The sequence below is a fragment of the Streptomyces sp. NPDC005774 genome (assembly GCF_042871645.1).
Lineage (GTDB): Bacteria > Actinomycetota > Actinomycetes > Streptomycetales > Streptomycetaceae > Streptomyces > Streptomyces pratens.
On the sequence record NZ_JBIAIV010000017.1, the window covers coordinates 76,978 to 90,247 of the forward strand.

General features: G+C 71.8%; 10 protein-coding genes. 6 read left to right on the forward strand and 4 right to left on the reverse strand.

The genetic code is table 11. The annotated features are described in order from the left end of the window. Positions 1 to 113: 113 nt before the first annotated feature. Together ACFYQA_RS17930 and ACFYQA_RS17935 are read right to left on the reverse strand one after the other, a co-directional pair. Entirely contained in the window at positions 114 to 848 is a 735-nt protein-coding gene (locus ACFYQA_RS17930; RefSeq protein ID WP_388918253.1) for a 4'-phosphopantetheinyl transferase, read from the reverse strand. Continuing rightward, a complete protein-coding gene (locus ACFYQA_RS17935; RefSeq protein WP_388918256.1) occupies positions 845 to 1,762 on the reverse strand; it encodes a metallophosphoesterase family protein in 918 nt (305 codons plus the stop codon). The genes ACFYQA_RS17930 and ACFYQA_RS17935 overlap by 4 nt, the downstream gene beginning before the upstream one ends. A gap of 246 nt (positions 1,763 to 2,008) precedes the next feature. On the opposite strand from ACFYQA_RS17935, the gene ACFYQA_RS17940 reads away from it, so the two are divergent. Next, entirely contained in the window at positions 2,009 to 3,211 is a 1,203-nt protein-coding gene (locus ACFYQA_RS17940) for an ATP-grasp domain-containing protein (protein WP_388918259.1), read from the forward strand. A gap of 398 nt (positions 3,212 to 3,609) precedes the next feature. Here ACFYQA_RS17940 and ACFYQA_RS17945 read toward each other — a convergent pair whose 3' ends face one another. Further along, complete coding sequence (locus ACFYQA_RS17945; protein WP_388918262.1) at positions 3,610 to 4,947, reverse strand: 6-phospho-beta-glucosidase; 1,338 nt, start codon at positions 4,945 to 4,947, stop codon at positions 3,610 to 3,612. A 475-nt stretch (positions 4,948 to 5,422) separates the two neighbouring features. Here ACFYQA_RS17945 and ACFYQA_RS17950 point away from each other — a divergent pair, with 475 nt between their 5' ends. The 5 genes from ACFYQA_RS17950 (at position 5,423) to ACFYQA_RS17970 (ending at position 11,348) form a co-directional block, all read left to right on the forward strand. Further along, entirely contained in the window at positions 5,423 to 6,838 is a 1,416-nt protein-coding gene (locus ACFYQA_RS17950; protein ID WP_388918265.1) for a glycoside hydrolase family 16 protein, read from the forward strand. A gap of 338 nt (positions 6,839 to 7,176) precedes the next feature. Then, complete coding sequence (gene zwf, locus ACFYQA_RS17955) at positions 7,177 to 8,757, forward strand: glucose-6-phosphate dehydrogenase (RefSeq protein ID WP_388918429.1); 1,581 nt, start codon at positions 7,177 to 7,179, stop codon at positions 8,755 to 8,757. Next, complete coding sequence (gene opcA, locus ACFYQA_RS17960) at positions 8,754 to 9,692, forward strand: glucose-6-phosphate dehydrogenase assembly protein OpcA (RefSeq protein WP_388918268.1); 939 nt, start codon at positions 8,754 to 8,756, stop codon at positions 9,690 to 9,692. The genes zwf and opcA overlap by 4 nt, the downstream gene beginning before the upstream one ends. A 148-nt stretch (positions 9,693 to 9,840) precedes the next feature. Then, positions 9,841 to 10,758 carry a phosphogluconate dehydrogenase (NAD(+)-dependent, decarboxylating) gene (gnd, locus tag ACFYQA_RS17965; protein WP_388918271.1) on the forward strand — a complete coding sequence of 306 codons (918 nt, stop codon included), beginning with the start codon at positions 9,841 to 9,843 and terminating at the stop codon, positions 10,756 to 10,758. Positions 10,759 to 10,763: 5 nt separating this feature from the next. After that, on the forward strand, positions 10,764 to 11,348 hold the full coding sequence (locus tag ACFYQA_RS17970; protein ID WP_388918274.1) for a histidine phosphatase family protein: 585 nt from the start codon (positions 10,764 to 10,766) through the stop codon (positions 11,346 to 11,348). Between the two features lie 37 nt (positions 11,349 to 11,385). On the opposite strand, the gene ACFYQA_RS17975 is transcribed toward ACFYQA_RS17970, so the two are convergent. Beyond that, positions 11,386 to 13,257, reverse strand: a complete 1,872-nt coding sequence (locus ACFYQA_RS17975) for a bifunctional sugar phosphate isomerase/epimerase/4-hydroxyphenylpyruvate dioxygenase family protein (protein ID WP_388918277.1) — start codon at positions 13,255 to 13,257, stop codon at positions 11,386 to 11,388. Positions 13,258 to 13,270 lie beyond the last annotated feature (13 nt).

The window sequence follows — 13,270 nt, forward strand, 5'->3', positions numbered from 1 at the left end:
CGGGGGGGGGGGGGGGCGGGCGGGGGGGTGGTGGGGGGGGGGGGGGGGGGGGGGGGGGGGGGGGGGGGGGGCCCGGCCGGGGGGGGGGGGGGGGCCGGCCCCCCACGCCCCGGTCAGCCGTGCCGTACGGCGACCGCGGTCGCCACCAGACCGCCTTCGGCGGTCCAGCGGCCGTCGAAGTGGTCGAGACGGCGGTCGCCCACCCAGGGGCCGGGGACCAGGAGCGCCGCCCGGAACCCACCGCGCACCGAAGCGCCAAAGCCCCTGAAGGCGGAGCCGCCGAGGTCGGACCCACCGGTGTCGCTGCCGTCGCCGGGGTCGGCGAACAGCTCGATGTCGGCCTCCATGAAGTCCAGCCACTTCCCGGTCAGCGGGAACCACGCCTTGTACACGGCCTCCTTGGCGCTGAACAGCAGCCGGTCCCAGGGCACCCCGGGCCGCTCCAGGGCCAGCCGGCCGATGCGCTCCGCCTCTCCGGGCAGCGCCACGGACGACAACACCCCCTCGGGCAGCGGCCCTCGTACCTCCGCGTCGATGCCGATGGAGGCCAGGTCACCCGTACGGACCAGGGCGGCGGCGCAGTAGCCCGCACAGTGGGTCATGCTGCCGGCCAGCCCGTCCGGCCAACCGGGTGCACCGCGCTCACCCGGCAGGACGGGCCGCGGCGGTACGCCGAGCTTCTTCATGGCCCGGCGGGCACAGGAGCGCACCGCGGTGAACTCCCGGCGGCGCTTGTCGACGGCCCGCGCCACGACGTCCGCTTCCTCGGGGTACAGCGGAGCGTCGGTTCCCTCGTCGCCGTAGGCCTCCACGACGACGACCGTCCCGGGCAGCAACTCCCCGATCACCGGCCACCGCCCTCCCCCACCACGGAGCCGGACTCGGCCCCGGAACCGGAACCGGACTCCGTCCCGGGTGCCTCCTCCGGCACGATGCGGCGCAGCCGCCCCGGCGGTGTCGGCCGTTTCCGCCATTCGCGGGGATAGCCCACGGACACCTCCTCGAAACGGACGCCGTCCCGTCGAGTGCTCCGCGGGATGTGGAGATGGCCGTAGACCATCGTGTGGACGTTGAACCTGCGGTGCCAGTCGTCGGTGAGTACGGTGCCGCACCACATGGCGAACTCGGGGTACCACAGGACGGCCGTGGGATGCCGGTGCAGCGGGTAGTGGTTGACGAGCACGGCGGGCAGGTCGTCGGGCAGTTCGGCGAGCCGCCGTTCGGTCTCCTCGACCCGGGCCCGGCACCAGGCCTCCCGGCTCGGGTACGGGTCGGGGTGCAGCAGGTGTTCGTCGGCGCAGACGACGCCGGTGCCGTGCGCGTACTCCAGCCCTTCGTCCTTGGTGGCGCACCCGGCCGGCAGGAAGGAGTAGTCGTACAGGAGGAAGAGCGGGGCCACGGCCACAGGACCGCCGGGGCCCTCCCAGACGGGGTAGGGGTCCTCGGGGGTGATCACGCCGAGGTCGCGGCACTGTTCGACGAGGTGGTCGTAGCGGGCGACGCCGCGCAGGGTGACGGCGTCCTTCGGGTGGGTCCACAGCTCGTGGTTGCCGGGCGCCCAGACGACCTTCCGGAACCGGCCCGCGAGGGTCTCGAGCGCCCAGCGGATGTCGTCCACGGTCTCCGCGACGTCCCCGGCCACGAGGAGCCAGTCGTCGTCCGACTCGGGGTGCATCCGCTCCACCAGGGCACGGTTCTCGTCGTAGCCGATGTGAAGGTCGCTGATGGCCCACAGCTGTCCGCCGCCTGCCCCTGACGTCATCTGTCGCCCCCTGAGCCTGAACGATCAACCCGTACGAACAGCATGCACGAGGAGTATGGTCGCAGGAGGACAGGAGCGCGGATCCATAACACGCCCGTGGTCCGGGAGCGCGTGTCGAAGCCGTATGATCGGCCGCAACACCGCCGCAGTGAAGCCCTCTCGCAGGGCCGTCCGGCGATCCTCCATATCTCTCTGCCCGGGCACGGGCCGCCGAAGCCTGCCCGCGAACTGTGAAAGGCGGCCTGCATGGCCTCTTGCGTACGCGTATGGCTCAACCGCACGTACGCGGAGAACGTGTTCTTCATGGACCAGGTGAGGAAGAATCCCAGCGACCGGGCTGTCGAGATCCACGCCACCCATGGCGACCCGGACTCCCCCGTACTGGCCGCCGCCGACACCGCCGAGCTGGAGCCCGAGGGCCTGTCCCCTGCGGCGTACGTCGAGTACGCGCTCGCCCAGTGCGCGCGGCGCGGCATCGACGTGTTCGTGCCCCGGTTGCACCAGGGAGCGATCGTCGCGCACCGCGCGGAGTTCGAGGCGGCCGGTACGGCGCTGCTGGCTCCGCCGCCCGAGGCGGTGGCCGTCTTCCACGACAAGGTGATCGCCTACGAGGCCGTGCAGGCGATCGGGGTGCCCGTGCCGCCGTGGTGGCGGGTGCGGTCGGCGGACGAGCTGGTCCACGCGGTGGACGAGCTGGAGGCGCGGGGTCATCGGGCCTGCTTCAAGCCCGCGTCCGGCGCGGGCGGTGTGGGCTTCCGGGTGATCACCCGTGCCCCCTTCTCGCTCACGCAGCTGAACGGCTTCCCCAGCCCGTACGTGCCGCTGGATCTGGTGCTGGAAGCGGTGCGGCAGGCCGAGGAGCCGGTGGACTGGCTGGTGATGCCGGTGCTGGAGCAGCCGGAGGTGTCGGTGGACTGTCTCACCGGGCCGGACAACCGGGTCCGGCTGGCCGTCGGCCGCACCAAGAACGGCCGTCGCCGGGGGTTCACCGTGCACGAGCGCTGGCTGGAGCCCGCCCGGCGGATCGCGGAGGGTTTCGGGCTGCACCATCTGTCCAACATCCAGTTCCGGATGTTCGGCGAACGGCCCGTGCTGATGGACGTCAACACCCGCCCGGCCGGCGGGCTGCACCAGCTGTCGTTGTGCGGGGTGAACGCGCCGTGGGCCGCCGTGCGGCTGGCGCTCGGTGACGATCCGGGGGAGATGTCCCCGCCGTTCCTGGGCCAGGACTACTCCGTGGTGTCGGGGCCGCGTCCACTGCGCCCGATGTCGGTGCCGCAGCAGCGCACGGACGTGCCCGCGGACATCCCGGTGCCCGCGCCGGCCGGTGTACCGGCCCCGGCCGTGCCCGCCGTACCGCGGGCCGCGGCCGACTCCTGCCAGGTGCGCGCCGACGCCGCGGACGCCGTGGCCGGGGGCCCCGCAGCCTGGGGAACGCACCACCGCTAGAACCCGGATGCCGTACGCACTCCTCGCCCTCCGTACGCACCCCTCGCCCACCGACCGGTCCCGGCGCGCTCTCTGTGCCGGGACCGGATTTTTTCGGGAAATTCCTCCGCAGGGTGTATCAGGCGGCGGGTACCGCGCTCTTAACAGTGGAGGGTGACGGGGGAACCTCCTTTCCGGGGGACGGGGAAGCCTTCCGGCAGGGGGCGGGGGAACACGGGGGAAGCACGGGGGAACGGGGGGCTCGGGTCGGTCGGCCGCTGTCACGGGGGGCGACCGGCCGACCCGATGCACACCGTCGGTCCCGCCCCACCGCCGGCCGCAGGGTCGGCACCATGACGTGCTCGCCTCCTGGAATTCTCTCCTTCTGGAGTACTCGCTGAAGTACTCGTCCCGCTGAGCTACTTGAGGTAGGCGAGGCCGGGGTGGACGGCGGTGTAGCCGTCGACGAGGCGGCGGGCCACGTTCACGGAGTCGACGAGCGGGTGCAGCGCGAACGCCTTGACCGCATGGGTGCGGGATCCGGACTCGGCGGCACGGAGCACCTCGCGCTCGACCGCCTTGACCGCGCAGACCAGGCCGGTGGCGTGGTCCGGCAGCGGATCGACGGAGACGGGGTGCGCCCCCTGGGCGTCGACCAGGCAGGGCACCTCGATGACCGCCTCCCCGTCCAGCGCCGAAAGGGTGCTGCGGTTACGGACGTTGAGGATCAGGGTGGTGCGTTCGTCACGGGCGACGGCCCGCATCAGGGCGAGGGCCACTTTCTCGTAGCCGCCGGACAGGTCGTCCTCGTCGCGGTCGCCGGCGCCGGCGGTCTCGCGGTTCTCGGCCATGTAGGTGGCCTCGCGTTCGGCGCGGGTGCGGTCCCAGGTGGCGAGAGCGGGGGTGCCCGGGTCGCCCACCTGCGTGTAGAAGCGGGCCTGCTGGTCGTGGAGGAAGGCGCCGCGGGTCTTCTCGGCCTGCTGGTAGGCGCGTACGGTCTCCCGGTTGAAGTAGTAGTAGTGCAGGTACTCGTTGGGGACGGCGCCCAGGGACTGCAGCCAGTCGGCGCCGAAGAGCCTGCCCTCCTCGAAGGAACCGAGCAGGGGCAGGTCGGCGAGCAGGCGCGGGAGTTCGTCACGGCCCTTGACGTACAGGCCGCGCACCCAGCCGAGGTGGTTGAGACCGACGTAGTCGATCCACGCCTCCCGCGGGTCCGCGCCGAGGACCCTGGCGATGCGACGGCCGAGGCCGACCGGCGAGTCGCAGATGCCGATGACCCGGTCGCCGAGGTGACGGGACATGGCCTCGGTGACCAGGCCCGCCGGGTTGGTGAAGTTGATGACCCAGGCGTCGGGGGCGAGCCGGGCCACCCTCCGGGCGATGTCCACGGCGACGGGGACGGTACGCAGCCCGTAGGCGATGCCGCCCGCGCCGACCGTCTCCTGTCCGAGGACACCCTCGGCGAGCGCGACCCGCTCGTCGTTCGCCCGGCCCTCGAGACCGCCGACGCGGATCGCGGAGAAGACGAAGTCGGCGCCCCGCAGCGCTTCGTCCAGGTCGGCGGTGGTGCTCACCTCGGGAGCGTCGGGCATACCGGCGGCCTGTTCGGCCAGCACACGGGCGACTGTATACAGTCGACGGTCGTCGACATCGTGGAGAACGACCCGTGTCACCCGTCCTTCGGCGTGGTCCCCGAGGAGCGCGCCGTACACCAGCGGGACCCGGAACCCCCCGCCGCCCAGAATCGTCAGTTTCACGTCCGCACCCTTCCCGCCAAGGCGGCGTCGACGCCCGCCGATCCGATCGTCCGCCACGTCACTGCCCTCGATCATGATGCCTCCGGCCGGCAGCGGGGCACTCGTCCGGGCTCGGGGACAGTCCTCTCGCCGACGCGACCCCGCCCGCGGGTGCCGGCGGAAGGCCCGAGACCGAGCGGCGGCCATGCGCCCGGCCGGGCGTGGCACTGTTGCACCCATTCGCGTCAATTCATGAGGTGAACTCTCCTCGCACGCAAGGACTTTCTCGGTTACACCTCTTGACGTCCACGGGGTCGCGGAGCACATTGGCGACACCCTGAGAGCGCTCTCAGAATCGATGAGCAGGGCTCTCGGGCACTCCCTCTCACCTGGATCCGCATCTGGATCCGCACCTGGGACCGAACGCGGTTCCGTACCTGGATCGACCAACCCGTCCGCACCCGTCTCCGTCTCCGTCTTCGAGAGGCATCCCCACATGAGTGACACCTCCGGCACCCCCCGCAGTCCCCGCCCCCCGAGCAGATCCCGCCCGCTGCGGCGGGCGCTGCTGGCCGCCGTCGGAACCCTCGGGCTCGCGCTCGCGGCCTCCACCATCGCCCTGCCGTCCGCGAGCGCCTCCGCCCCGACTCCCCCGTCGGGTTGGAACCAGGTCTTCGTCGACGACTTCAACGGCGCCGCGGGCAGCGGCGTCAACACCTCCAACTGGCGGTACGCGACCGGCAAGGGATACCCGGGCGGCCCCGCCAACTGGGGCACCGGCGAGATCGAGACGATGACGTCGAACCCGGAGAACGTCTCCCTCGACGGCAGCGGCAATCTCCGTATCACCCCGCGCCGGGACGCCTCCGGGAACTGGACTTCCGGCCGCGTCGAGACCAGCCGTTCCGACTTCCAGCCGCCGGCCGGCGGCACCCTGCGCGTCGAGAGCCGCATCCAGGTGCCGAACGTGACCGGTGCCGCCGCCAAGGGATACTGGCCGGCGTTCTGGATGCTGGGCGCGCCGTACCGGGGCAACTACTGGAACTGGCCGGCTGTCGGCGAGCTGGACATCATGGAGAACACGCAGGGCAACAACACCGTCTTCGCCACGATGCACTGCGGCACCGCGCCCGGCGGGCCGTGCAACGAGAACAGCGGTATCGGGAGTTCGACCACCTGCCAGGGCACGACCTGTCAGGCCGGCTTCCATACCTACCGGCTGGAGTGGGACCGCTCGAAGAGCGTGGAGGAGATCCGCTTCTCCCTCGACGGCAACAACTTCCACACCGTGCGGGAGAACCAGGTCGACGCGACGACCTGGACGAACGCCACCGACCACGGCTTCTTCGTCATTCTCAACGTGGCGATGGGCGGCGGCTTCCCCGACGCCTTCGGCGGCGGCCCGGACGCCGGTACGCAGCCCGGCCACTCGATGCTCGTCGACTACGTCCAGGTCCTGACCTCCGGCGGCGGTGGCACCACGCCCCCGCCGACCGGCAACCGCGACGCGTACGGCACCATCCAGGCCGAGTCGTTCGACGGCCAGTCCGGCACGATCACGGAGACCACCTCCGACTCCGGCGGCGGCCAGAACGTGGGCGCGCTGGCCAACGGCGACTGGCTGCAGTTCAAGGGCGTCAACTTCGGTTCGCCCGCGGCCAGGCAGTTCTCGGCCCGGGTGGCGAGCGGGGCGCCCGCCGGGGTCAGCGGTCTGGTCGAGGTACGTCTGGACAGCCGCGGCAACGCCCCCATCGGGAGTTTCTCGGTGGGCAACACGGGCGGCTGGCAGTCGTGGCGGACCGTCCCGGCGAACATCGCGTCCGTGACGGGCACGCACGACGTGTATCTGACCTTCACGAGCGGCCAGCCGCAGGACTTCGTGAACGTCAACTGGTTCACGTTCGGCCGCTGACCACCGGCCGGCCCACGTGACCGGCCGCTCCCCCGAACCCACCGACCTTCTGACCGGCCGAAGGGCTCCACGTACGCGTGGGGCCCCTTCACCCGTGTCCGCGGCCCGACGCTTTCCCGGGACGTCCGCGCCGCAGGGCCACCTTCCCGCGAATACGTCATACTTTTACTGGTGAACGTGTTACGGAGGTGAGGGTTCGGGCGTACCGGGACACCCTGTAGGTGGAGAAGAGGACCGAGGGCGTCACGACGTACGGGTACGCCCGGCAGGAATCCGCAGGAACGGTGGGGCAGGCGCTCGACCGCCTCGACCGCCTCGACGACAAGGAGCTGACGGGAATGACCGAGGAGACGACCGAGGCTCCGAACAGGAAGACGTCCGGGGGTCCGGCCGGCCCCGAATGGTCCAACCCCCTGCGTGACCCGCGCGACCGTCGTCTCCCGCGCATCGCCGGCCCCTCCGGGCTCGTCATCTTCGGGGTGACGGGCGATCTGTCGCGCAAGAAGCTGATGCCGGCGGTGTACGACCTCGCCAACCGGGGTCTGCTGCCGCCGGGCTTCTCACTGGTCGGTTTCGCCCGCCGGGACTGGGAGGACCAGGATTTCGCGGAGGTGGTGCACGACGCGGTCGAGGAGCATGCCCGCACGCCGTTCCGCGAGGAGGTCTGGCAGCAGCTCGCCGAGGGCATGCGGTTCGTGCCGGGTGACTTCGACGACGACACGGCGTTCGAGCGACTGCGTACGGCTGTCGATGAGTTGGACAGCTCCCAGGGCACCAGCGGCAACTTCGCGTTCTACCTCTCGGTACCGCCGAAGTTCTTCCCGAAGGTGGTCCAGCAGCTGAAGAAGCACGGGCTGGCCGACGCGCCCGCCGGCGCCTGGCGGCGCGCGGTGATCGAGAAGCCGTTCGGCCACGACCTGAAGTCGGCCGAGGAGCTCAACGCGATCGTCCACGAGGTGTTCGCCCCGGACCAGGTCTTCCGCATCGACCACTATCTGGGCAAGGAGACCGTCCAGAACATCCTGGCGCTGCGTTTCGCGAACACGATGTTCGAGCCGATCTGGAACCGGTCCTTCGTCGACCACGTGCAGATCACCATGGCCGAGGACATCGGCATCGGCGGCCGGGCCGGCTACTACGACGGCATCGGCGCCGCCCGCGACGTCATCCAGAACCACCTGCTCCAGCTCATGGCGCTCACCGCCATGGAGCAGCCGGCCTCCTTCGACGCGGCGTCGCTGCTCACCGAGAAGCTGAAGGTACTCCGAGCCGTGCGGCTGCCCGAGGACCTGGGCCGGCACACCGTGCGCGGGCAGTACGAGGGTGCCTGGCAGGGCGGCAGGCGGGTGCGGGGCTACGCGGAGGAGGACGGCATCGACGCCTCCTCGCACACCGACACGTACGCCGCGATCAAGCTGGGCGTGGACAACCGCCGCTGGGCGGGCGTCCCCTTCTACCTGCGCACCGGCAAGCGGCTGGGCCGCCGGGTCACCGAGATCGCGGTGGTGCTCCAGCGGGCACCGCACTCCCCCTTCGACTCCACGGCCACCGAGGAGCTCGGGCAGAACGCCATCGTCATCCGGGTGCAGCCGAACGAGGGCATGACGGTGCGGTTCGGCTCCAAGGTGCCGGGCACCTCGATGGAGATCCGGGACGTGACGATGGACTTCGCCTACGGCGAGTCGTTCACGGAGTCCAGCCCGGAGGCGTACGAACGGCTCATCCTCGACGTCCTGCTCGGGGACGCCAACCTGTTCCCCCGGCATCAGGAAGTGGAAGAGTCCTGGAGGATCCTCGACCCGATCGAGGAACACTGGGCATCCCACGGCAGACCGGCCCGGTACGTCTCGGGCAGCTGGGGACCCGCGGAAGCCGACGAGATGCTCGCACGAGACGGACGGAGCTGGCGCAGACCATGAAGATCGATCTGACCGACACCACGGCAAGTGATGTCAACAAGGCTCTGGTGCGGGGCCGCCGCGCCATCGGCACCCCCGCGGTGGGCATGGTCCTCACGATGGTGATCGTCACGGACGAGGAGAACGCCTACGACTCGATCAAGGCCGCCGAGGAGGCCTCGCACGAACACCCCTCACGCATGCTGGTCGTCATCAAGCGGCACGCCCGCACCCCGCGCGAGCGCGCCCATCCGCGGCTGAACGCCGAGGTACGGGTCGGTTCGGAGACCGGTACGGGCGAGACCGTCATCCTGCGCACCTACGGCGAGGTGTCCGACCACGCCGACTCCGTGGTGCTGCCGCTGCTGCTGCCGGACGCGCCGGTGGTCGTGTGGTGGCCGGGGGACGCGCCGGAACACCCCTCGAAGGACCCGCTGGGCGCGCTGGCCCAGCGCAGGATCACCGACCTGTACACGGTCGAGAACCCCCTGGAGGTCCTGTCGGCCCGGGAGCACACCTACGCGCCCGGCGACACCGACCTGGCCTGGACCCGGCTGACGCCGTGGCGTTCGATGCTGGCCGCCGCCCTGGACCAGGCCCGGCTGACGGTGACGTCGGCGGCTGTGGAGAGCGAGGCCGACAACCCCAGCGCGGAGCTGCTGGCGCGCTGGCTCAAGGCCCGGCTGAACGTGCCGGTCGAACGGGTGGAGACGGCCGGCCCGGTGGTCACGGGGGTGCGGCTGGGCACGGTGGAGGGCGAGATCGTCATCGACCGTCCGGAGGGTCCGATGGCCACGCTGTCGCTGCCGGGGCAGCCGTCGCGGCGGCTCGCCCTGAAGGTCCGCCCTCTGTCCGAGCTGATCGCCGAGGAGCTCCGGCGGCTCGACGCGGACGAGATGTACGCCGTAGCCCTGCGCGGCGAGACCGCGGAGGAGGCCACCGCCGCCCCTGCCTGAGGTCCCGGCCTCGGCCGAGGCCCCGCCCCGCGTGCGAGGGCCCCGCCCGTACCCGAGGGCCCCGCTCGCACCCGGCCTCCGTGCCACGTCCGCACCGACCCGCCGCCCCGGTGGGTCAACCCATCACGACATCGGGAAGTGAACTGACATGCAGATCGGTCTTGTTGGTCTCGGCAAGATGGGCGGCAACATGCGCGAGCGCATCCGCGCCGCCGGGCACACCGTCGTCGGCTACGACACCAATCCCGACCTCTCCGACGTCGGTCATCTTTCCGACGTGGTCGACCGGCTCGACGGACCGCGCGCGGTATGGGTGATGGTCCCGGCCGGGGCGGTCACCCAGCGCGTCATCGACCAGCTGGGGAGCCTGCTCAAGCCCGGTGACACCGTCGTCGACGGCGGCAACTCCCGCTGGACTGACGACGAGAAGCACGCCCAGGAGCTGGGGGCCCGGGGCATCGGCTTCGTCGACGCGGGTGTCTCGGGCGGTGTGTGGGGGCTGGAGAACGGCTACGCCCTCATGGTCGGCGGCGAGGAGGAACACGTGGAGCGCCTGAAGCCGATCTTCGACGCGCTGAAGCCGGACGGCCCGTACGGCTACGTCCACGCGGGCCGGGTCGGTGCCGGGCACTTCGCGAAGATGGTCCACAACGGCATCGAGTACGCGATGATGCAGGCCTATGCCGAGGGCTGGGAGCTGCTGGAGAAGGTCGACTCGGTGGACAACGTCCGCGAGGTGTTCCGCTCCTGGCAGGACGGCACGGTCATCCGTTCCTGGCTGCTCGACCTCGCGGTGGGCGCCCTCGACGAGGACGCCCACCTGGAGAAGCTGCGCGGCTACGCCGACGACTCGGGCGAGGGCCGCTGGACCGTGGAGGCGGCCCTCGACAACGCGGTGCCGCTTCCCGCGATCACGGCCTCCCTGTTCGCCCGGTTCTCCTCCCGGCAGGAGGACTCGCCGCAGATGAAGATGGTCGCGGCGCTGCGCAAGCAGTTCGGCGGGCACACGGTCACGTCCGCGGACCGGCCCGACCCGGCGACCCCGGGAAGCCCGGACGAGGTGTAGCGGCCGTGGGCGATCTGCTGCTCGCCCGGCACGGGGAGACGGAGTGGAGCAGGTCCGGGCGGCACACCGGCCGCAGCGACCTGTCCCTGACACGGGACGGCGAGGCGCAGGCCAGGGCGCTGGCCCCGCTGTTCGAAGGCCGTTCCTTCACCCTCGTCCTCACCAGCCCGCTGGCCCGCGCCCGGCGCACCGCCGAACTGGCGGGTCTCGCGGACGTGTTGCCGGAGCCGGACCTGCGGGAGTGGGACTACGGCGGCTATGAGGGCGTCACCACCGCCGACATCCGCCGCACCCGGCCCGACTGGGACCTGTGGTCCGACGGGGTGCCGCCCGGTCCCGAGTTCCCCGGCGAGTCCCCCGGCCAGGTCGGCGAGCGGGCCGACCGGGTGCTGGCCGCGGTGGCCGGGGCGCTCGACGCGGGCGATGTGCTGCTGGTGGCGCACGGCCATCTGCTGCGGGTCCTGACGGCACGCCGGCTGGGGCTGCCGCCCGCGGACGGACGGCTGTTCCGGCTGGAGACGGGCACGCTGAGCCGGCTGTCGCTGGAGCACGGCAGTCCGGTGGTCGCGGAGTGGAACATCCGGCCTTGAGCGACGACTCGGCGCGGCGGGTTCGGCTCCCGGCTGCTCAGCCGCCGCCGAGGGCGCCCGAGGTCCGTACGGCGTGCTGGGCCGCGAGTCGTACCGGCGCGTTGCGGGCGCCGTAGCCGCGGTGGCCGCCGTCACGCTGGAGGATTTCGAAGAACACCCGCCCGACGGTGCGGGTGTAGCAGTGCCGCAGGCTGCCCCCGGCCTCGTCGCGGTCGTAGAGGATGCCCAGTTCGCGGTACGTCTCCAGCTCGCCGTCGGCGAACTCGTAACGGGCGGCGAGGTCGTCGTAGTAGTTCGCCGGGATCGGCAGCAACGGGGCGCCGGCGTCGCGGAACCGGCGGGCGGCGGCGATCACGTCGTCGGTGGCGAACGCGATGTGCTGAACGTGCACGGTGTCGTCGGTGGGTGCGGCGCCGACGGTGAGGGCGATCCGGACGGTGCCGTCGGGGTTGCTGACCGCGCGGCTGCGCTGCAGGCCGTAGGGATCGGCGACGTCGACGCTGTCCTCGGCGTCCAGGCCGAGCACGCTGCGGTGGAAGAGGACCGCCTCGTCGAAGTGGTGCCAGGGCTGGGTGAGCGCGAGATGGTCGATGCGGTGGACGCCGGGGGCGGCCGGGGGCTGTCCGACGTCCTCGAAGTCGGCCCGCCAGTCGGTGTGGCGGGCGTCGCGCCCGGCGGCGCAGAAGAACAGTTCGGTGCCGTCGGGGGCGGCGACCGCGTCCAGCGGGGCGTCCTCGGTGGCGCGGCGGCGGGGCAGCACGGGCGCCAGCAGGGCCTCCGCGCGGGCGGCGGCACCGCCGGGGTCGGGTGACTCCAGGCCCACGGCGGCGAGTTGGGCCCCGTCGCGGCGTACGACGGCTCCCGTGTTGACGAGGATCCGGGCCTCGCCCTGCTGCCAGAGGTCGACGGGCTTGCTCCGGTGGCGGGCGGTACGGGCGAAGCCCAGGGCGGCAAGGAGGCCGGTGAGGGGTTCGGCGTCGGCCGTGACGAGTTCGGCGAAGGCGAAGCCGGTGGGGACGACGGGTGCGGGGATGACCGTGGCTGGGCCAGACGTGACCGGGGCGGACGTGACCGGGGCGGACGGCGGCTTCACTTCCGCCGGCCCCACCTCCTCCTGCAGCGCGAGCAGGGAGCGGCGGGCGTCGACGGCGGTCGGGGCCGCCTCGGCCTGCCGGAACACGTCGTTGAACACCTCGAGGGACAGGGGTCCCGCGTAGCCGGTGCGCAGGACGTGCCGGACGAGACCGGCGACGTCGAAGCCGCCCTGTCCGGGGAAGCAGCGGTGGTGGCGGCTCCACTGGAGCACGTCCATCGCGGGCAGCGGGGCGTCGGCCAGCTGGAGGAAGAAGATCTTCTCGCCGGGGATGTCCTCGATGCCCTTGGGGTCGGAACCCCGGGAGAGGATGTGGAAGCTGTCCAGACAGGTACCGAGCGTCGGATGCCCTGCCGCCTCGACGATGCGCCAGGCATGGTCGTACGTACTGACGTGCCGCCCCCAGGCCAGCGCCTCGTAGGCGACGCGGATGCCGAAGTCCTGTGCAAGGTCGGCGAGTTCATGCAGGTGTGCGGCGGCGAGGGCATCATCGTCGACTGCCTCGGGGTCGACGCTGGAGCAGACGAGCACCGTGTCGGCGCCGAGTTCCCGCATCAGCCCGAACTTGTGCCGGGCGCGCCGCAGATTGCGGGCGAACAGCTCGGCGGGCACCGCCTCGATGTCCCGCATCGGTTGATAGAGGTCGACGGTGAGTCCCAGGTCGGCGCAGCGGGCGCGGATCTCCCGCGGGGTGAGCGGGCTGGCGAGCAGATCGTTCTCGAAGATCTCCACGCCGTCGAAGCCCGCGCGGGCGGCGGCCGTGAGCTTCTCGGTGAGGGTGCCGCTGAGGGAGACGGTGGCGATGGACGTACGCACGTCGGTACCTCTG

What these genes read in the sequence shown, in the direction of transcription:
- ACFYQA_RS17935 (WP_388918256.1), bottom strand. Translation starts at nt 1,762, where the DNA reads ATGACGTCAGGGGCAGGCGGCGGACAGCTGTGGGCCATCAGCGACCTT.
- ACFYQA_RS17940 (WP_388918259.1), top strand. Translation starts at nt 2,009, where the DNA reads ATGGCCTCTTGCGTACGCGTATGGCTCAACCGCACGTACGCGGAGAAC.
- ACFYQA_RS17950 (WP_388918265.1), top strand. Translation starts at nt 5,423, where the DNA reads ATGAGTGACACCTCCGGCACCCCCCGCAGTCCCCGCCCCCCGAGCAGA.
- zwf (WP_388918429.1), top strand. Translation starts at nt 7,177, where the DNA reads ATGACCGAGGAGACGACCGAGGCTCCGAACAGGAAGACGTCCGGGGGT.
- opcA (WP_388918268.1), top strand. Translation starts at nt 8,754, where the DNA reads ATGAAGATCGATCTGACCGACACCACGGCAAGTGATGTCAACAAGGCT.
- gnd (WP_388918271.1), top strand. Translation starts at nt 9,841, where the DNA reads ATGCAGATCGGTCTTGTTGGTCTCGGCAAGATGGGCGGCAACATGCGC.